We start from the raw sequence: 19,295 nt of genomic DNA, 5'->3' as shown, positions 1-19,295 counted from the left end.
CGGCACGTCACCGTCCCCGGGCGATACCGGCATGGATGCATTGCTGGAATGAAAAAGCTCAAACCATCCACATGGCTGACAAGAAACGGCCCCGTTGTCCTCATTATCATGGACGGCATCGGCATCGGCCGCCAGGACCATACGAACGCGTTCTTCGCCGCGCGGACTCCCTGCCTTGACCGCCTCATTGCCGGCGGTATGGCGACCACGCTCATGGCCCACGGCAATGCCGTGGGGCTTCCCGGCGACGACGACATGGGCAACTCCGAGGTCGGCCATAACGCGCTCGGCGCGGGAAGGATCTTCGACCAGGGCGCCAAGCTCGTCAACGCGGCGGTCGCTTCGGGTTCGCTTTTCGCTTCGGACCTCTGGCGGCGCCTCGTATCGCGCCCGTCATCAACAGGGGCCGCGCTTCATCTCATCGGGCTCCTTTCAGACGGCAACGTCCATTCGCATATCGACCAGCTCTTCGCGCTCGTTTCCGCCTGTCACCGCGACGGAGTGCGCCGTGTCCGCGTGCATATTCTGCTCGACGGACGCGACGTTCCCGAGACCTCCGCGCTCATTTACATCGACCGGCTGGAGGAGTTTCTGGCCGGCTTTGTGCGGGACGGAAACGACTACCGAATCGCATCGGGCGGCGGACGGATGGTAACCACCATGGACCGCTACGAGGCGGACTGGAGCATTGTGCAAAGGGGCTGGGAAGCGCACGTTCTTGGACGCGCGCGGAAATTCAAATCCGCGCGCGAGGCGATCGAGACCTTTCGCGCAGAAGAAACGGGAATAGCCGACCAGTACCTTCCCGCCTTCACCATTGCCGATGGCACCGGCACCCCGGTGGGCCCCGTGATGGACGGAGATTCGGTGATACTGTTCAACTTCAGGGGGGACCGGGCGATACAGTTGTCCCGCGCCTTCGACGAGGGGACTTTTAATTCATTCGACCGCATGCGCCGTCCGGACGTCATATTCGCCGGGATGATGGAGTACGACGGCGACTTGAAAATTCCTCACAATTACCTGGTCCGGCCGCCGTCGATCGATAGCTCCATCAGCGAATACCTGGCGCTCGCGGGCCGCCGTCAGTACGCGGTCTCGGAAACGCAGAAATTCGGCCATGTCACTTATTTCTGGAACGGCAACCGCAGCGGTCGCTTCGATGAGAACACTGAAACCTACGAGGAGATACCTTCCGACAGGGTACAGTTCGACCAGCGCCCATGGATGAAAGCGGCGGAAATAACCGACTCGATGCTCGGCGCCCTTAAAAGCGGCCGCTATGATTTTCTGCGGCTCAATTTCGCCAACGGCGACATGGTGGGACACACGGGCAACTTTCACTCCTCGGTAATCGCGGCGGAAACGGTTGATTTGTGCATCGCGAGGCTGCTGCCGGCAATCGCCGCGCGCGGGGGGTTCGCGCTCATCACCGCGGATCACGGCAATATCGACCAGATGTACGAGCTTGCGGCGGATGGCTCTATAAAGACCGATAAAATAACAGGGCGTTCCCTCAACAAGACGTCCCATACGCTGAACCCGGTCCCCTTTATCGTATACGACCCATCCTTCGCCGGCGAATACCGTATGCGCGCCTTTTCCGAGCCGCCCGGACTGGCCAATGTCGCGGCGACACTCCTTTGCTTTCTGGGCCACGAACCCCCGGACGACTATCTGCCGCCGCTGATTGAGCCCGCATGAAAATCGCGTTCGCGACATCCGAGGCCTATCCCTTCGCCAAGACAGGCGGGCTCGCCGATGTCTCCAACGCCCTGCCGGTGGCGCTCGCGCGCCGTGGCCACGACGTTCGGATCATCATGCCGCGCTATTATGTTGTGGACCGGGAACGCTACGGGCTTCGCGTTGTCGGGGGGCCTCTCGGCGTTCCCCTGGGCGGCGGCGAGAAGTGGGCGGCGGTACTCGAGTCACGCCATATCCCCGAAGTCCCCGTATACTTCATCGAACACGAATTCTATTTCGGGCGGGACGGGTTGTACGATGACGGGCACACCGCATACGCCGACAACGCCGAGCGTTTCATTTTCTTCTGCCGCGGCGTTATGCGGGCGCTTAAAGACATCGGTTTTGTCCCCGACATCATCCACTGCAACGACTGGCAGACGGGACTGATCCCCGTTTACCATAAAACACTGTATAAGAACGATCCTTTTTTTGATAAAAGCGCCACCGTAATGACCGTACACAACGCCGGCTACCAGGGCGTCTTTCCGGCCGAACACTTTCATCTCACCCGGCTCGATCCGGGCCTTTTTACCGATGACGGGCTCGAGTTCTTCAACCAGATGAATTTTTTAAAAGGCGGCGTGCTCTTCGCCGACGCGGTCACGACCGTAAGCAGAAAGTATGCCGACGAGCTTTCAACGCCCGATTTCGGTTACGATCTGACGGACGTTTTTCAAAAGGTTAAGGGCCGTTTTCGCGGTATCACCAACGGCGTCGATTACTCGAGGTGGAATCCCGAGACCGACCCGTTCATCCCCGCACGCTATTCCCGGAAAACGATCGATGGCAAATGGGCGTGCCGGGAAGCGCTTCAGCAAAAAATGGGGATCGATATCGACCCGGCGGCCGCCCTGGCGGGAACCATCTCCCGCGTCACCTATCAAAAGGGCATGGACGTGCTCGCCGACACGCTTCGTCCGCTGCTCGCCGACGAAAATCTGCAGTTCGTCCTTCTCGGCCAGGGAGATGACTGGATACTCGACAGGTTCGCGGAGCTCAAGCGCCTTTTTCCGGGCCGCGTGGGCCTTTTCCGCGGATACGACGAGGGACTGTCGCACCTCATTGAGGCGGGGCTCGACATCTACCTCATGCCGTCGCGCTACGAGCCGTGCGGGCTCAACCAGATGTACAGCATGCGGTACGGGACCATTCCGGTCGTGCGCGCGACCGGGGGGCTCGACGACACCGTGGTCGAATGGGACGATAAAAGCCTGCGCGGAAACGGCTTCAAATTCGCCGAGCTGACGGAGAAGGCACTGTACGAGAAGATTCGCTATGTTATCCGCTGTTTTCACAATACGCGATCGTGGAAGGCGCTCCAGCGAAACGCGATGGAATTCAGCTACTCATGGAGCGACGCGTCGGTCGAGTACGAAAAGATGTACGAGGCGATCCACGCGGCCGCAAGGACGCGCGGCGGGTCCCCGGCGGTCGGGAAAGGCCGGGGAAAATCGAACGCCTGAATTGCGGCACCGTACTGTTTAATTAAGGAGGATTCAGATGTCACAACGACCCGCATGGTGGCTCCCGGTGCTGGCGAAGATATGGCCGATCACCTGGATGAGCGCAAAGGCCACGACCTGGCCGGTCGTCGGAGGGCTTATCGCTCGCCTTACGCTTCCTCTCTTCAGCGGCAGAAATTTTAACGTCAGCTACATCCCGATCAACGAAACGCTCACGCCCCCGGGGAGCACCCCGCTTCCGGTCGCCGTAGTGGAGGAGCTCATTCGCCGCTCGGCACACCGCGTCATCATCAACAAGTGCACCTGCCGCGACGCGCGTCAGTGCGATGCGCATCCGGTCGGGATGGGCTGCACCCTGCTGGGGGAGGGCGCCAGGGAGATCGATGAACGCATCGCCAGGCATGTATCGGTCGATGAAGCGATCGACCACCTGCACGCGACATTGCGCGACGGCCTCATCCCGATGACCGGCCGAGTAAAGATCGATAATTTCATCTGGGGCGTCCGCGACCGGGGGAAGCTTCTCACCATCTGCCATTGCTGCCGCTGCTGCTGCACCATCCTCAATTCCGGAAAATATTTTCCGGCGACCGCCTCGGCGTCGCTTGTGCCCCTGAAGGGCGTCGGCATCTCGGTCGACCGGTCCCTGTGCACGCGTTGCGGGACATGCGTCACCGAGTGCTTTATGGGTGCGATCTCGATGAGCGGTGGTTTCCCGGCGCACGACACGGCGCTCTGCAAGGCCTGCGGGCGCTGCGATGCGGTGTGTCCGTCCGGGGCCACGCGGATCAGCATCAACGACGTCAACGCGGCGATCGACGAGATCGTCGGCCGCATACGGGAACGCATTAATTTCGAATAGGAGATGACCATGTTCAACAAAAAGCCCTTCTGGTACATGCTCATGGCCGGCGCAATCGGCCTCTATTTGATCGTTCTGACGGGTTTTTATTTTATTCCGAACACCGCCCTGATCGGCGCGGTGCTTATCGGCCTCCTGGTCCTGCATGCCAGCGAGATACCCCACGCTAAGCGTATAGCGCTGCCGAAAGGAATCAGCGCGCGTACTACGGTGATCAAGACGATGCTCTTCGGCTTTACCTGGTGGCTCCCGCTGAAAAAGGGAGTAATTGACCGATGAGGAGGCGAGCATGAACCCGTTCCGCTACGGCCCCGGACGACGATTCGTTAAAACCGCTGTCTGGCTGTCATGGCCGATCATCGTTGCGGCAAAGCGCCTGAGCGCCTTCCCAGTTTTCAAATGGATTATCAATCCGTTTTTCGCATATCCGCATAACGAGGTAACGGCCATACCGATCAACGTATCGCTCCCCGCTCCCGACAGCGCACCCCTTCCCCGCCGCCTCGTGGAGCGCGTGATACGCGGGGCTTCCGAGATATTTATCCTTGACGAATGCATATGCCGCGGAAAACTCGACTGCGCAAACCATCCGAAAACCATCGGATGCATGGCTCTCGGCAGCGCCGTCGGCCGGATGCATCCCTCGCACGGACACCGGGCCACTATCGACGAGGCCTTCGGGCACGTTAAAAATGCAGCCGACGCCGGGCTGGTGGCCAACGTGGCCCACGTGTGGATCGACCCGCTGGCCTTCATGCTCACTCCCTTCAACCGGCTGATGTTCATCTGTTTCTGCGACGACTGCTGCTGCCTTTACCGAACGCACATGAAGCGGCGCGGACCGAACCTCGACAGGGCCTACCGGCGGCTTCCCGGGATATCGATCACGCTCGATGCCGCGTCCTGCGACGGCTGCGGCATCTGCGCCGAACGGTGCTTTGTGGCGGCGATACGGATGGAAAACGGCAAACCGGTCATGGGACCGGACTGCAAGGGATGCGGCCGCTGTGTGGAATTGTGCCCGCGAGGCGCGCTCTCGCTTGTTCTCGCAGAGGAGGAAACGCTTGCGGGAAGACTGCTCGAGCGGATCAACCGCCTTGCCGATATAGGGCCGGGCCAAGACAAAGAGCCGAAATCAGGATAAAATGGGCGACAGATGGTTCGTCGGACCGTGCCCGCTGCCCAGCCGCAGCGAATTCCGGATCGCCGCGGTGATGTATCGCTTGGCGCTTTCGACCGCTCCGTACACCTCTTCACCGCGCGCCAGGGCCGTCGCTATTGCGGCGGAATAGGTGCATCCGGTGCCGTGTGTATCCCCGGTCACAACGCGTTCGACGCTGAACGTGTGGAAGTCCTTTCCATCGAAGAGGATGTCGATCGCATCGCCGTCCAAGTGGCCGCCCTTCACCACGACGTTTCGAGCCCCCATGTCGCGAATCTTGCGTGCGGCCTTTTTCATGTCGTCCACCGACTCGATCGGGTGGCCGCACAGTGCCGTTGCTTCGGGGACGTTAGGGGTGGCCACGAGCGCGAGCGGCAGAAGGTCCCTCATCAGGCTCTCACGCGCTTCGTCGCGCAACAGGTGCGCGCCGCCCTTGGCGACCATGACCGGATCCACGACCAGGCGGTCGATGCCGTATTCCCTGATCTTGCTCACCACGGCCTTGATGATCTCCGACGAGGAGAGCATACCCGTCTTGGCGGCATCGGCGCCGATGTCCGAAAGCACCGAATCGAACTGCCGCTCGATAAATTCAACTGGGATGTCGAGCACGCCCTGCACTCCCGTCGTATTCTGCGCGGTGAGGGCGGTGATAACCGTCATACCGAAGCCGCCAAGCACGGTAATGGTCTTGATGTCGGCCTGTATGCCGGCGCCGCCGCCGGAGTCGGAACCCGCTATGGTCAATACGCGCGGTATGGTCATGCTGTTCTCCTTGTCGATGTGGAATCCCCTCAGCCCCCGGCAGCTCCCCTTTGCTGAAGGGGAGCCTTATTCATGGAACTGGTCGGCTGGTCCAATACAGAATTTTCATTTAGCCCATCAAACAGGAGCCCACTTTACTAAAAGTGGCGCGCCGGCTTGTCCTGAGCTCGTCGAAGGGAGGCGGGGGGATTTTATCCCTCACGCTCCCTCGCCCTCGTCGTCCTCGGCCAGCAACCCGGCGGTCTCGAGGACGGGCATCTCCTGTACCTTTTTAAGCTTGCGCTCGATGGTACGCGATTTCCGCGCCGCGTCCTCTATCGTATTGCTCGCCTCGCGGAGCTTCTGCTGCGTCCTGTCCAGGATGTCGCCGAACCTGCCGAACTCCAGCTTGACCGCCCCGAGGAGCGCCCATACCTCGCTCGAGCGTTTCTCGATGGCGAGGGTGCGGAACCCCATCTGCAGGCTGTTCAGGAGCGCGGCGAGCGTGGTGGGCCCCGCCACGACAACACGGTAGTCGCGCTGCAGGGTTTCGGTAAGACCGCTCCTGCGTATTACCTCCGCGTAGAGCCCCTCGGTGGGCAGGTACATGATCCCGAAATCCGTGGTCTCGGGAGGGTTGAGGTACTTCTCCCTGATGTCCTTCGCGGACGCCTTTATCCGCAATTCGAGTCCCTTCGCGGCCTCCTCCGCGGCCCGGGCATTCGCCTGGTCCTGGGCTTCAATTAAACGCTGGTAATCCTCTTGTGGAAACTTGGCGTCTATGGGAAGCCAGACCGGCCCGGATTCGTCCTCGCCGCGGCCCGGAAGCTTAATGGCGAACTCGACCCGCTCGCGGCTGCCTCGTTTTGTCGCAACGTTGGACTCGTACTGCTCGGCCGTGAGTATCTGGTCGAGTAACGCTCCGAGCTGAATCTCGCCCCATGTCCCCCGGGATTTGACGTTGGTCAGCATCTTCCTGAGGTCACCGACGTTCGAGGCCAGAACCTGCATCTCACCCAGCCCCCTGTATACCTGTTCCAGCCGGTCGCTCACCAGCTTGAACGATTCGCCCAGGCGCTTCTCGAGCGTCGACTGGAGCTTTTCGTCCACCGTCGCGCGCATCTGTTCCAGTTTGCGGGTATTATCGTCCTGCAGCGACCCGAGGCGCTCCTCAACCGTGGCGCGCATTCGCTCGAGCCTGGTCTCGTTGGCCGCGGTAAGCGTGGCAAGCTGCTGCGAGAAGGTGTCGAGCTGGTTTTTCTGCAGACCGGCGATCTCACTCATGCGCGCAAGGAGCGAGTCGCTGAAGAGCCGCAGGGAACCCGAGGCCTCCTCCCTGCCCAGACGCGCGCTGGCGGCGGCCTCCATCCTGCCGCGCGCAATTTCTTCTTTTATTCCCTGCTCGGCGCGCTCCTGGTTTTTCTCGAGCGCGGCGAGTCTCTGCTCGATGTACGCTCCGCCCTGCTGTCCCCCCCGGACGAGGACGAACAACAGAAGTATGAGATTGATGACAAGTATCGCGAACACGGCGATTATCAGATACGGGGACATGGTCGCTCCTGTATTGCTGCTCGATGGTACGTTCTGGTATTAATACGCCCGGCGCGTGATTAAAAATCAACAATTTCCGGGAATCGGGCGGGGATGAATGAAAAAAATACGAAAAGTTCCGGGGGAGGCGGGAGATACGCGAGCTTCTCCGGCCGCTAAAAATCTGTGATGATCTTGCCGCCGGAATTCGGCTTGATGATGCGGGCCTGTTCGACCGGCTCGCCCACGGGCTCGCTGATGATCTTCTGTATCTGCATCATCAGGTTGAGAAAATAGCTCTGCGTTGCGATGTATTCTTTTATAAGCTGGTTCTGTGAGACTTTTTCCGTAAGTTCCTGGAATCCTTTTTTTTCATCGACCTCGATCGGACCGCCCGATGACTCTTTAACATAGAGCTCCTCGCTTACACGCGCGTATTCCTCGAGGAGCTTCTTCGCGGCATCATCTGCGTCCATTTTTACGGAGAGCTCCTCGTAGCGCCTGTACAGATCGGTGCCGCGGATCATCAGGCCGAGTTCGTTCGCTTTGTTTAATATTTCTTCCATGGAATTCATCCGGAATAATGGCATTCGGCGCTCACGGCCGCCGGATGTCATTAGCCGGAGTGGAGACGGGATTGCAAGGATTTTTTCGAACGACGGGCGGAACGAATCGGGCGCGCGGCGACATCGCGCCGCGCGCCCGTTTTTGTCCGGACTTATACGCTTGCCGGAGAAACGGCCACTTCGCTGAAGGCCACTTCCTCGATCTGGAGAGCGGCGAAATCGTCGTCCTTAATCGACTTGACCTTGGCCTCCTGCAGGGGAAGGATTTTCGAGATGAAAAAGCGCGCCGAATGCACCTTGCCGGAATAAAAGGCGGCTTCGCGATTATCATTGATTAAGGCCTTTTTCTCATCCTCGGTCACCGCGTTCGCCTTCTCGAATATCTCGCCGAGTTTTTTATGGGCGATGGAAAGCTGCCACAGGTGCATCCAGCCGAGTATCGTGTCGCCGACCACTTCGAGGAACGGCGTAGCCGAAACGAAGGCCTCGGGAATCTGCATCTGCTGCATGAGCCCCATGAGGTGCTGTGCGCAATCGACCATACCGTCCTTCGCCTTCTTTGTCAGATTGGCGTATTTCTGAAGGGCCATGTCTGCGCCCACCTCGTTTATGGTCTTTTCCATCTGGCCTACGATATATTTGAAGAACTCGCCCTTGGCCATCGAGAGCTTCCGGCCCACGAGGTCGATCGCCTGGATGCCGTTGGTGCCCTCGTAGAGCGAGGTGATCTTGCAGTCACGCGCGAACTGTTCCACCGGATAGTCTCCGCAGAAACCATAGCCGCCGAAAATCTGTATCGCCTGCTCGCAGACGTCGTATCCCATATCGCTGGAGTAGGCCTTGCAGACCGGCGTGAGGAATTCGAGGAACCCGTTGGCGGTCTTCGCCACGGCTTCGTCGGTCTCGGCATTGCGCAGGTCCATGCAGAAAGCGGCGTAGTAGTTGAGGGCCCTGAGTCCCTCAACGTAGGACTTCATCCAGAGAAGCCCGCGCCGGATGTCAGGATGCTTGATGAGGTTGAGGAGCTTGGTCGATTTCCCCTTCAGGCGGATGTCGGCTCCCTGCAGCCTTTCCTGTGAATATTTAAGCGCATTGAGGTACGCCGTGGAAGCTATGCCGAGCGCCTGTACGCCGACATTGAGCCGCTCCTCATTCATCATGTGGAACATGACCTCGATGCCCTGACAGGGCTGCCCCAGGAGCTCGCCGATGCAGTCCCCGTTGTCTCCGAAACTGAGAGTGCATGTGGCCGATCCCTTGATTCCCATCTTGTGCTCGATACCGGCGCACGCCACGTCATTGTACCCGCCGATCGAACCGTCGTCGTTTACCCTGTACTTGGGCACGATGAAGATCGATATCCCCTTGATCCCCTCGGGATCGCCCTCGCGGCGCGCGAGCACCGGATGCACGATGTTGGGCTTGGCGTCGTAATCGCCGCCGGTGATGAATATTTTCTGTCCCGAGATTTTATAATGCGTGTCGTCGATCCGCGCTGCCTTCGTCGCGATGTGCGCCAGATCGCTTCCCGCGCCCGACTCGGTCAGGCACATGCTGCCGCCCCACTCGAACGAATACACCTTGCCGAGGTATTTTCTCTTCTGTTCGTCGGTTCCGTAGAGTTCTATGAGTTTCCCCGCGCCGTGGGCGAGACCGGGATAAAGATTGATGGCGGTATTTGCGGCGTGAAACATCTCGTTACATGCGGTGAACACGGACATCGGAAGCCCCTGTCCGTCCACTTCGGTATCGTCGGCGGCGGACACCCAGCCCGCCTCTCCGTAGGTCTTCAGCGGCCCGTGAAACGACGGGGGAACGGTCACTTTGCCGTTGTCCCATTTCGCGCCGATGCGGTCGCCGTCCTGGTTGATGGGGGCCAGCTCGTTTTCAGCGAACTTGAGCGCCTGCTCTATCGTCATGTCGAATTCGTCTTTCGAAAAATAGCTGAACTTGTCCTTTTTAGTAAGCTTCAGAATATCAAACTGTTCGTACAGGATAAAATCAATATCGCGCTTCTCGACCAGTAAGCTTGCCATATACGCCCTCCTCGATTGTAAGATGCCGTATTTGTCCGATCCCGCGCGCCGGTTCCACGGGACGGGAACCGGCGCGTCCGAGATCTGGCCAATGCTTATATGTTTCCCGTCTTTTTCAAGTAGATTTTACTATTTTGTCGTATATCACCATATATTATTATTTGTATATTAACCTGCATTGTATGTATATTAATTAAGATGGATGTATTTGCATTATTTCACATTCCCGCCAAAGCAGCCCTTTTTAATTTGACATACGCCCGCGCCGCTGCGATACTACGCGGCGTTGTTGAAATAGTATTGACACCGCCCCGCGGGGTGTTCATTTAATATCCGGGACAATCACGAAAAGGAGCATCGAATGAACGAGATACGAGAGATCGTCGAGGACGAGAATAAAATAACCACCGTCATCGCCGACGATATCGAGTTCCGCGGCAGACTCATCTTCAAGAGCTCGCTGAAAATAAAGGGCTTTTTCGAGGGGAAGATCGAGACGAAGGGCCATCTGATGATCGGACAGGAGGCCCGGGTAAGCGCCGACGTCAAGTCGGGCGTCGTATCGGTAAACGGGGCCTTCAACGGAAAGATCAAGGCGACGCAGAGGATAGAACTCTTCAACAAAAGCGTCTCCAACGGCGATCTGATCTGTCCCGAGCTTTTTATCGAAAAGGGCTCGGTTTTCAACGGAACCTGTATAATGACCGAGAAGCCATGAAATCCGGGACCATGTACAACAGGCGGCCTTTCGCAGCATGGACATCTGCCCTGGCCCTCGCGATCGTTTTCTGCGCGTCGGCGATCGGCGCGGAGGAACCCATCCCGTCAGCCCCGCGGGTTTCATTCGGCATTGGAGCGCTCGCGGGCACCTATGACGTCGCTAACGCCGGCGACGGCCCTGGTGCGATTGAGTCATCAGTCGCGCTGGGCGGCGGCCTGGTCTTCGAAGCGATGGCCAGCCGCCATTTCGGCATTCACTCGGGCCTCTGGTACTCGATGATCGATTTTAAATACGAAGAGGAAGGATCCGCCAAAATCCAGGGGGTATCGATTCCGTTCATGCTCCTCGCCACCGCCGACTGGCGGCGCCTGTCCTTCGGCCTGCTCGCCGGCTTTAATCTGACCCACTACCTGACCGCGTCCATCGAGTTTGGCGATATCGATGTCGATGTTTTAAAATACATCAACAATACCCAGTTCGGCATCGCCGGTGGCTTCGAGATCAAGTTTGCCGTCGGCCGGTTCACCGACATATTCGTCTCGCTGGTCGGCGAACGCTGCCTCACCGCCTTCAGCAAGGACAATGAGGCCTCGGACCACCTTTATGGCGCGGTAATCCGATCCGGGGTAATGTTTCGCACGTTCTGACGCGCCACCCGCAGCATTTGCAACGAGACATTGTTTGCATCGAAATAAAAAGGGCCGCGACTGTTTCGCGGCCCTTCTCTGTTCCAATCCGTAAAACGGCTCAGCCAAGCGCTTCCATCATCGCGGGGATGACTTCGAAGAGGTCTCCCACGATCCCGTAGGTCGCGATGTTGAATATCGGCGCCTCGGGGTCCTTGTTGATGGCTACGATGCACTGCGAGCCCTTCATGCCTGCAACATGCTGAATGGCACCGGAGATGCCGGCGGCGACATAGAGCACCGGAGCGACGGTCTTGCCCGACTGCCCCACCTGGCGCGCCGCGTCTGTCCAGCCCGCGTCCACGACCGGACGGGATGCCGCGAACTCGCCGCCGAGCTTCTTGGCGAGATTGACGATGACATCGTTGTACTTGTCCTTTTCCTTGGTTCCGCGACCGCCCGCAATGATGACCTTCGCCTGGCTGATGTCCACCGAGCCGGCAACGGTTGCGATGATTTCCTTGATCTTACGGCGGGAATCGACGAGCGATACCGAGACGGCGGTCACACTGCCCGCTCCGCCGGCGGCTTCCTTGTCGTAGGCACCCTTTTCGAAGGTAGCGACGAACTTATCGGTCTTTACCGATTTCTGCTCCTGGATCTTTCCGTTGTAAGTATTGCGGGTGAAAACGACCGCCCCCCCCTCGACAACGGCCTTGTTGCAGTTCGAGACGATACCGGCACCGATGGCGAGCGCCGCCTTTCCGGCATAGTCAACACCGTCGTAGCTGTGAGGAATGAGAACGCCCTTGACGTCCTTAGCCTCGACAACGGCCTTTACGGCCTGCGAATAGTAGTCGGCGTCGTATGCGCCGAGCTTTCCGTCAACAACCGCGAAAACTTCGGGAATATAGGTTGCGACTTCTTTCGCGAGGCTGTCGTCCTTAAAAAATACAGCAGCCGCAGGGGTCGCGCCCAGTCCCGAAGCGATTTCCTTCGCCGCCTTGCAAAGCTCGAGAGTCGCTTCGCTCAGCTTACCGTCTCTCTGTTCCGCTATTACGAGTATTCTGGCCATGTGCATCCACCCCCTTATATCACTTTCGCTTCATTTCTGAGTTTGTCGACAAGAGTCTTCGCCGCGGCCTTCGCGTCTCCCTGGATGATCTCGGCCTTGTGTTCGGAAACCGGGAAGTACATCTTGTGAAACTTGGTCTTGGAGCCGGCTTCGCCAAGGGCGCTTACGCCGAGGTCCGCGGCCTTCTTGAGATCCAGTCTCTTTTTCTTCGCCTTCATGATGCCGGGCAGTGTGGGATACCGCGGCTGATTGATGCCGGACTGAATGCTAAGCACCGCCGGCATGGCCATTTCGAGAACCTCGTTAAGGCCGCCTTCAAGCTCGCGGTTGACGGTGAGCGCCTTCTGGTCGCCGCCGACTTCTATTTTAACGACGTTCGTGCAGTGCACGAAGTTCATCATATCGGCCACGAAAACTCCCGTAAGCGCCGCCTGATCGTCATCCGCCTGAACGCCCGTCAGCACCAGGTCGACTCCGCCCACGCTTTCGATCGCCTTCACCAGCGCGCCGGCGACGACAAAGTTGTCCCCTTCATCGATCTGCGGATCGCATACGTGGATGCCCCAGTCGGCGCCCATCGCGAACGCCTGGCGCACTTCCTTGGTTACACGCTCGGGACCGGAGGACAGGATAACGACCTCCCCGCCTAATTTCTCCTTGAGCTGAAGCGCCGCCTCGACGGCATACTCGTCGAAGTCGTTCATCTTGAATGCAATCTGGGATTCGTCGATCTTGGCATCGCCAATAATTTTGAATTTGGATTCCATATCCGGAACCTCTTTGACCAAAACCACTATCTTCATTGGCCCACTCCCCTTATGTAAGATTTTAATAGAGTTGCCTCAAAACCAGGGAAATTCCGCGAAATTTCCCTGGAATGAAGCAAATTTAATAAAGAATGTCCGAAAAAACCGATACGCCCATAGGGGCAATGGTACAAATGCGGAAAATCCTGTCAAGAGTTATTAATAATAAGGTTCCGTTATGTTAATGAATATTTGTATTTTTTGTACGAAGAGGCCTGCCGGCCGGCTCCCCAAAAAGCGGACCCGGCACCGGCCAGTGCCGGAATGCGATAAATATATTTGACAAATAGAGGCCCTGTCGATAGAGACTTACGCGTATCAGGGGTTTCCGCCAGCGTAGCTCAGTTGGTAGAGCGGCGCACTCGTAATGCGCAGGTCACCAGTTCGATCCTGGTCGCTGGCTTATCCTGGAAGATGATTTACCGCAACAGCCCGGGGCCCCCGGGCTGTCTTCTTAAATGGCGTCCGCAGCCACCGCGGTTTTCCCCGCCACACCGATCAATTCCAGAATCGTCGTGCAAGTCAGGCATATCCGGAGCCATAGGGTGATTGGAAACGCGGGGAAAACGGGCAGGATTCGATAACAATGTTTTCGGCAGATCTCCGCAGCTACAACCGCTCGCGAACTCTCCGGTAGAGCTCGGAATCCACAAGCGATGCGAGCGATTTCAATATATCCTCTTTCCTGACTCCGCGGCCGATTTCGGCCCGTGCGCTGGAAACGAGCGCGTTTACCAGCAATTCTTCCTGTTTCATTCCGAACCTCTTTGTTCGCCGGGGATGTTATATTAATGATCGTCATAATTCCCCGGAACCTCAAGATACGGAAAGAAATGCCGGCAGGGCCTATTTCCCCGGAAGGTAGATGCACATCAGGTGTTTCCCTATCTGGGCAAGAGCCACCTGGAGGCCAATGCAGAGAACGGCAAGGCCAAAGACATACCAGCGCACCGGGTCGAGCGCCTCATTGAGAATCGCCACCAGCGAAAGCAGGAACGAAGCGGCAAGAAATGTACAGCCAAGGACGATCTTCCGGACCAGGGAGGGGGCTCCCAGCCGCTTGAAGCGGGTCATCCCGTCGATAATGCCGCTGGCAAAGGCCGCAAGCGCAAAAGGGAACACCAGGACCGAAAGCAGCCGCACCGCCTGCGACACCTCGAAGCCGAAAGGAAGCGGCATCATTAGATCGGCAATGATGAACACCGGAATCATGGCCGAGAATGCCTGCGGAAAATGAAGCGCAATAGGATGAAGATTGAGCGCAAGGAGCGTCCTTCTGCGGGGGGACATGTCATCTGTCCACGGCTCGAAAGCTTTTTTCGGAACTCCGCAGGCGGGGCAGACATCGCCGAGCCTTTTTTCGTCTATGATATATCCGCAGGCTTTGCATTTTAATTGCGCCATGGGTGTCTTCTCCCTGTCTGTTTTGTTAAATGACCGGAACCCGGGCAGGCCCCAGGTTCATTCCCGAACGATCCACGTATCATTCCATGATATCATTGCGGGAAGGAAAGGTCAAGCAGTATCGATGGCAACTCCATTACACCTTTCCCAGGCTGGCGGGAGAGCGCCCCCAGGCTGCATATCCCTGCCGCAGATATTCTCTAAATTTTCAACCGGATTATATCGATCATTATACCAGTGCCGGTACCGGGTTGACCGGTGTATAGCCCCTTTTCGGAGAAAGCCAGCGTCACGCTTCAGGCGCAAGCAGCCATGCTCACCTCATTCATCACAGCCCTCCTGCCCGTACCGCTGATTTATCTCATTTACTTCCGCCATTTTTTCAAACATTACCGGCGGGAATCCATCACCCCCGAGTACGCCCGGCACCTCGAGTCGCTTCTTTGCGGGATTGCCCTCGCGCTCATCATCATCCTGCTGGCGCCATTCATCAATTCGATGGTCTCAACACAGTCAATCGTTACGGAGGCGTTTATTAAAGCCGCCCTGGTCGAGAAGCTCGGCGCCCTGATCGCATTGTTATTTATCATCAAAACCAAATCTCCCATGCGACTGCTGGACTGCGTTATCTGCGGCATTTCGGTGGGAGTCGGTTTTTCCATGGTCGAAAATGTTTTTTATGCGTCCAATTACGGTCCCTCGGTCATTCTTGTGCGCATCCTTTTTTCCGTGCCTCTTCACCTCACCACGTGCGCGCTCATCGGTTATTTCATCGGCCTATGGAGACTAAGTGACAGCGGTTCCAGCCGAATGCTGAACCTGGCGCGCGCCGTTTTCATACCGCTGATCCTGCACGGCCTGTTTGACCTTTTACTCATCAGTGGCGGAACGCACTCGTACTGGATCGGCCCGCTCATCATTTTTACCGTGGGGGCGCTCGAACTGCTCATAGCCCGGGCCAAGATGATCCCGGAGCGCGCGCAGCTTGACGGCATGGGGCTTCGACTGGAAGACTGGCACGTGCTCTTTCGCCAGCCCCGGTATGAACGCTGGATACTGAATTCCATGGGGACACCCACCGGTTCCGGGGCCCGTCTGTTCAAATCGCAGGGAGGCGCCGGGCTCTGGGCATTGACGGCGCTGTTCATTATCGCGGCCGTGATTCTGTTCCCGTTCAGGAACGAGCTCATTTCCCTGCTGGGACTGGAGATGGCGTCGGAGGAGCGGGTGCTGATAGTGTCCATATATCCGGCCTCGATCGGATTCATTCTCATGATGGTCGGTACCGTCAACCCGTCATTTTTCAAGTACTCGGCCATGCGCATTCCGATAATCTTCGACGCCGTCCTGCGTCGCGATGACACCGAGGAGAACCTGGTAACCTTCGACATCACGGCGGCGAACTGCTTTCTCCGGACATTCGAGCCCTTCCCCTCCACGGGCGCATTGACCATATACTTCGAGACACGAAGCTTCCGCTCGCCCGAAATACCCGTTTCACTCATCTGGGAAAACCATCTGCCGCAGAACGGCCCCACGGGTTCGATAGTCAGGCTTATCGGCGCCGGGACGGCCTTTTATCGCTTTCTCGCGCGTTATTACCTGTACAGGCTTAAGAAGGGATTGGTCTTCAATCTCAAACTTCCGGGATTCGAGGGGATACGGCGGCTCTTCATGCGGCCCGCCACCGTAATGCAGAAGGAGGTTGCCTATCAGCCCGGGGCGGTCGTATTCAGACAGGGCGACGAGGTTAACACCTTCTATTTCATCAGAAAAGGAAGGATCAATTTCTACAGGGAGCTCGAATCCGGAGAGCGGGTGTTCCTCGAGTCCATGGAACAGGGCCAGATATTCAACGAGCTCGCCCTGCTCGGAGATACGAAGCGTACGGTAACCGTGGTGTGTGAGACACGCTGCATCCTTGCCCAGGCCTCGGCGGACAACCTCGAGGCGCTGATAAAGAACAATCCCGATTTCGCCCTTGCCCTCGCGCAAAAGCTCGCGCACAGGGTCGACCAGAGCCAGGCGGCGCTGTCGGAAAGTATGGACTACATGAGCAAGCTGCTGAGCGTGAGGAGCTGGAAGGCGAGAAACGCATTGCTGCTCGTGCTCGGGATGCTCGGCCAGAATCGCATCGATTCCACCTACGCGGTCGAGCTGGACCCGGGTTTCCTGAACGGGGATATCCCCGCCGCACCCGACGACCTGCTTCGCTACATCCACCAGGCCCTGAAGTCGGAAGAACTTAATGAGGACGCGGATGATGAGATCGACTCCGACACGGTTTCAACTATCGAGGAATACCTCGGTGAATTCGATCTCGAGCTCAGAATAAAAGAAAGCGGGCGCTGATCGCGCCCGCTCCTTCATTCATCTCCCGAAGATCGATCAACCGGCCGAACGCATGCGCCGCCGGTTGTACACCGATACGAGCACCAGAAGCGCTATCACCCCGAGAAGCGAAGTGACCACGAGCGATGTATTCCGCGACGGCGCCGAGAGCAGATAGGCCGTCAGCGCCGTCCCTCCCGCCGCCTCGTAAACGGCATACCGGTTCGCCACTTCTTCCGCGTTCATCGCGCTTGCGTACAACGCCACTCTGTCGAATATTCCATGGAAGCCCAGATTGCCGTAGGTGCTGTTGTATTTCTTGTCCAGCTGGGCCCCTATAACCAGTCCGCCCGCGCTGTCACGCACCGCTCCTACGGTATTCTTTACCGTGCCCTCCAGCTTCCCATTCATATAAATAGCCAGATCCGAAGAATTCCAGGTAGCCACAATATGATACCATTCTCCGTTTTCAAGCTTACGCGCGGCATCCACGTAAGCCCACTGGCCTTTTTCATTGAATATCCCGAGACGCAGGGTGCCGTCCTTCCCCCATAGCTGTAAAGTATATGTTTCGTCGCTGAAGTCTGTCTTTACTCCTTTGTGCACAATCCCGGCGTAGTCCCTGAGCGACAGCACCTTGAGGAAAACCTCTATACTACCGGCATCGGCGAGGGTGAGCCGGTCGCTGTCGGGGACAAGCATGTAATCGCCGCGCCCATCGAAGAAGAGCGCGTTGCCGAACAGTCCCTCCACCGGCCTCGCGCCGCTGATCAGATATTCACCGTCGGCCGGATATTCGAAATTCCAAAGCCCGGCCAACTCCTCGGTGCGGCGCGCCTCGACGACATAGCTTTGCACCGAACCATCGTCGGCGGTAACGTCATAATGCACGGGGCCCGAGAAATTATTTTGGGTAAGACCGCTCTTCTGCTCCCTTCCGTCTACGGTAACCAGAACGCCAGTCGTCACAAATGAAGCGGTGAGTTTCGAGAGGTTCTTTCCTGCGGGCAGATCAACCCGTATCGAGCGGGCAGATTCGTCGATAAGGCCGGGTTCGCCGTCAAGCTGATACCGCGTGATCGACTTCGCATCGCTTTTGGCGATGGTGGCGGCCACCAAGTATTCGCGGGTGCTTCCATCCTCGGCGGCCACCAGGAACGCGAGCGGCGCGGAATAATCGTTGGGGCTGACGCCCGACTCCTGAATTTCACCTTTCACGGTTACGCTTTTTCCCGTGGTGGCATACGATGCGACAAGGGCGGTCGGATCCGATCCGTGCGGCAGGACAACCGATATGTCGGAATTATCGATCACTCCCGGCACATCAATCCCGAGGCCAGGATTTCCGTCCGCTAAAAACGCGAACGAGGTGATTTCCTTCCACGGAGCCGGAAGTATGCGGACCGTCACTGCATAATCGCGCATGGAACCATCGTAAGCGACAACCGTGTACGTTACGGGTCGGGTGAAGTCATTCGCGCTTTTTCCGCTCGTCTGAACGACACCGTTCACCGTCACGCTCTTCCCTGCCGCGGAGAAAAGCGCGACCAGCGACGACTGGCCGGTCCCGGCCGGGAGGTCGAGCGCGATCGTGCCGGCATCGGCGTCGATGCTCCCGTCCACTCCGTTTATGGAAAACGAGCTTATCCGCTTTTCAGGGCTTGGCGCGCGACCGACCGTTACGGTATAATCCTGCGTATCGCCGTTGTCCGCGATTACGCGATAAACGACAGGCGAACCGAAATCGTTCGCCGTAATCCCGCGGCTCTGCACGACACCGTTCACTTCAACCGTCACGCTGTTGGTAAGGTAGTCGGCCACAAGCGAGTCGACCGGCACGGAATGCGGCACGGTGAGTGAAATGGTGTCGCCGCTGATGACGCCGGACACGTCGCCGCCCAGGGACGCATTCAACGACGCGGGAAACGAAAAGTCTATTATCTCATTGTCGCCCCCGGCAAAGCGGGGATACTGCTTCCCGCCACCACCTCCTTCGCCGCATCCTGCGAGGCCGGCGATCAGAAAAACGCAGCCGACCACAAGCACTGTCTTTTTCATAATACCTCCCGCCATATGTATTAATCCGTCTTTAACGCGGTGGTAAAACCGTCGAATATCCTCACCGCTGCGACCGCCGATTCCCCATACGCGTCGACACCCATCTCATCGGCAAGCGACTGCGTACAGCATGCGCCGCCGATGGCGATCTTCACCCTGTCCCGG

17 protein-coding genes and 1 tRNA gene are annotated in these 19,295 nt (G+C 57.9%); 9 read left to right on the top strand and 9 right to left on the bottom strand.

What is annotated here, in order from left to right:
• Positions 1–48 precede the first annotated feature (48 nt).
• From gpmI to VLM75_10815, 5 genes are read left to right on the top strand one after another with little or no spacing between them, the layout of a single operon-like run.
• Positions 49–1,704 (top strand): 2,3-bisphosphoglycerate-independent phosphoglycerate mutase, encoded by a 1,656-nt coding sequence (gpmI, locus tag VLM75_10835; protein ID HSV97413.1) that lies wholly within the window; start codon positions 49–51, stop codon positions 1,702–1,704.
• The gene (gene glgA / locus VLM75_10830) at positions 1,701–3,209 is read left to right on the top strand and encodes a glycogen synthase GlgA (protein ID HSV97412.1); all 1,509 of its coding nucleotides are present in this window, start codon (positions 1,701–1,703) and stop codon (positions 3,207–3,209) included. Before gpmI ends, glgA begins: the two co-directional genes overlap by 4 nt.
• A 37-nt stretch (positions 3,210–3,246) precedes the next feature.
• Entirely contained in the window at positions 3,247–4,071 is an 825-nt protein-coding gene (locus VLM75_10825) for a 4Fe-4S binding protein (protein HSV97411.1), read from the top strand.
• A gap of 9 nt (positions 4,072–4,080) precedes the next feature.
• A complete protein-coding gene (locus VLM75_10820; GenBank protein ID HSV97410.1) occupies positions 4,081–4,350 on the top strand; it encodes a hypothetical protein in 270 nt (89 codons plus the stop codon).
• A gap of 10 nt (positions 4,351–4,360) precedes the next feature.
• Entirely contained in the window at positions 4,361–5,215 is an 855-nt protein-coding gene (locus VLM75_10815; GenBank protein ID HSV97409.1) for a 4Fe-4S binding protein, read from the top strand.
• Here the strand turns inward: VLM75_10815 and thiD are convergent.
• From thiD to VLM75_10795, 4 genes are all read right to left on the bottom strand, one after another.
• Positions 5,207–5,998, bottom strand: a complete 792-nt coding sequence (gene thiD / locus VLM75_10810) for a bifunctional hydroxymethylpyrimidine kinase/phosphomethylpyrimidine kinase (GenBank protein ID HSV97408.1) — start codon at positions 5,996–5,998, stop codon at positions 5,207–5,209. The two genes, VLM75_10815 and thiD, sit on opposite strands and share 9 nt — an antisense overlap.
• A 198-nt stretch (positions 5,999–6,196) precedes the next feature.
• A complete protein-coding gene (gene rmuC, locus VLM75_10805) occupies positions 6,197–7,528 on the bottom strand; it encodes a DNA recombination protein RmuC (protein ID HSV97407.1) in 1,332 nt (443 codons plus the stop codon).
• 155 nt (positions 7,529–7,683) lie between these two features.
• The gene (locus VLM75_10800; GenBank protein ID HSV97406.1) at positions 7,684–8,073 is read right to left on the bottom strand and encodes a YlbF family regulator; all 390 of its coding nucleotides are present in this window, start codon (positions 8,071–8,073) and stop codon (positions 7,684–7,686) included.
• 152 nt (positions 8,074–8,225) lie between these two features.
• Positions 8,226–10,109, bottom strand: coding sequence for an acyl-CoA dehydrogenase (locus tag VLM75_10795; protein HSV97405.1), 1,884 nt, complete (start codon positions 10,107–10,109; stop codon positions 8,226–8,228).
• 361 nt (positions 10,110–10,470) lie between these two features.
• Between VLM75_10795 and VLM75_10790 the strand changes: the two genes are divergently transcribed.
• Both VLM75_10790 and VLM75_10785 read left to right on the top strand, forming a co-directional pair.
• Entirely contained in the window at positions 10,471–10,827 is a 357-nt protein-coding gene (locus VLM75_10790) for a polymer-forming cytoskeletal protein (GenBank protein HSV97404.1), read from the top strand.
• Positions 10,824–11,477, top strand: a complete 654-nt coding sequence (locus tag VLM75_10785) for a hypothetical protein (protein ID HSV97403.1) — start codon at positions 10,824–10,826, stop codon at positions 11,475–11,477. Before VLM75_10790 ends, VLM75_10785 begins: the two co-directional genes overlap by 4 nt.
• Positions 11,478–11,577: 100 nt before the next feature.
• Here VLM75_10785 and VLM75_10780 read toward each other — a convergent pair whose 3' ends face one another.
• Both VLM75_10780 and VLM75_10775 read right to left on the bottom strand, forming a co-directional pair.
• Positions 11,578–12,531, bottom strand: a complete 954-nt coding sequence (locus tag VLM75_10780) for an electron transfer flavoprotein subunit alpha/FixB family protein (protein HSV97402.1) — start codon at positions 12,529–12,531, stop codon at positions 11,578–11,580.
• A 14-nt stretch (positions 12,532–12,545) separates the two neighbouring features.
• Positions 12,546–13,334, bottom strand: a complete 789-nt coding sequence (locus VLM75_10775; protein ID HSV97401.1) for an electron transfer flavoprotein subunit beta/FixA family protein — start codon at positions 13,332–13,334, stop codon at positions 12,546–12,548.
• Positions 13,335–13,667: 333 nt separating this feature from the next.
• On the opposite strand from VLM75_10775, the gene VLM75_10770 reads away from it, so the two are divergent.
• Positions 13,668–13,740 (top strand) — tRNA-Thr (locus tag VLM75_10770).
• A gap of 206 nt (positions 13,741–13,946) precedes the next feature.
• Here the strand turns inward: VLM75_10770 and VLM75_10765 are convergent.
• Entirely contained in the window at positions 13,947–14,093 is a 147-nt protein-coding gene (locus tag VLM75_10765) for a hypothetical protein (protein ID HSV97400.1), read from the bottom strand.
• 90 nt (positions 14,094–14,183) lie between these two features.
• The gene (locus VLM75_10760; GenBank protein ID HSV97399.1) at positions 14,184–14,741 is read right to left on the bottom strand and encodes a rubrerythrin; all 558 of its coding nucleotides are present in this window, start codon (positions 14,739–14,741) and stop codon (positions 14,184–14,186) included.
• A 312-nt stretch (positions 14,742–15,053) separates the two neighbouring features.
• On the opposite strand from VLM75_10760, the gene VLM75_10755 reads away from it, so the two are divergent.
• Entirely contained in the window at positions 15,054–17,093 is a 2,040-nt protein-coding gene (locus VLM75_10755) for a cyclic nucleotide-binding domain-containing protein (protein HSV97398.1), read from the top strand.
• Positions 17,094–17,129: 36 nt separating this feature from the next.
• On the opposite strand, the gene VLM75_10750 is transcribed toward VLM75_10755, so the two are convergent.
• On the bottom strand, positions 17,130–19,130 hold the full coding sequence (locus VLM75_10750) for a LamG-like jellyroll fold domain-containing protein (protein HSV97397.1): 2,001 nt from the start codon (positions 19,128–19,130) through the stop codon (positions 17,130–17,132).
• Between the last annotated feature and the right edge of the window lie 165 nt (positions 19,131–19,295).

This window comes from Spirochaetota bacterium (assembly GCA_035477215.1).
Lineage (GTDB): Bacteria > Spirochaetota > UBA4802 > UBA4802 > UBA5368 > MVZN01.
This window is presented reverse-complemented; position numbering and strand designations above follow the sequence as displayed.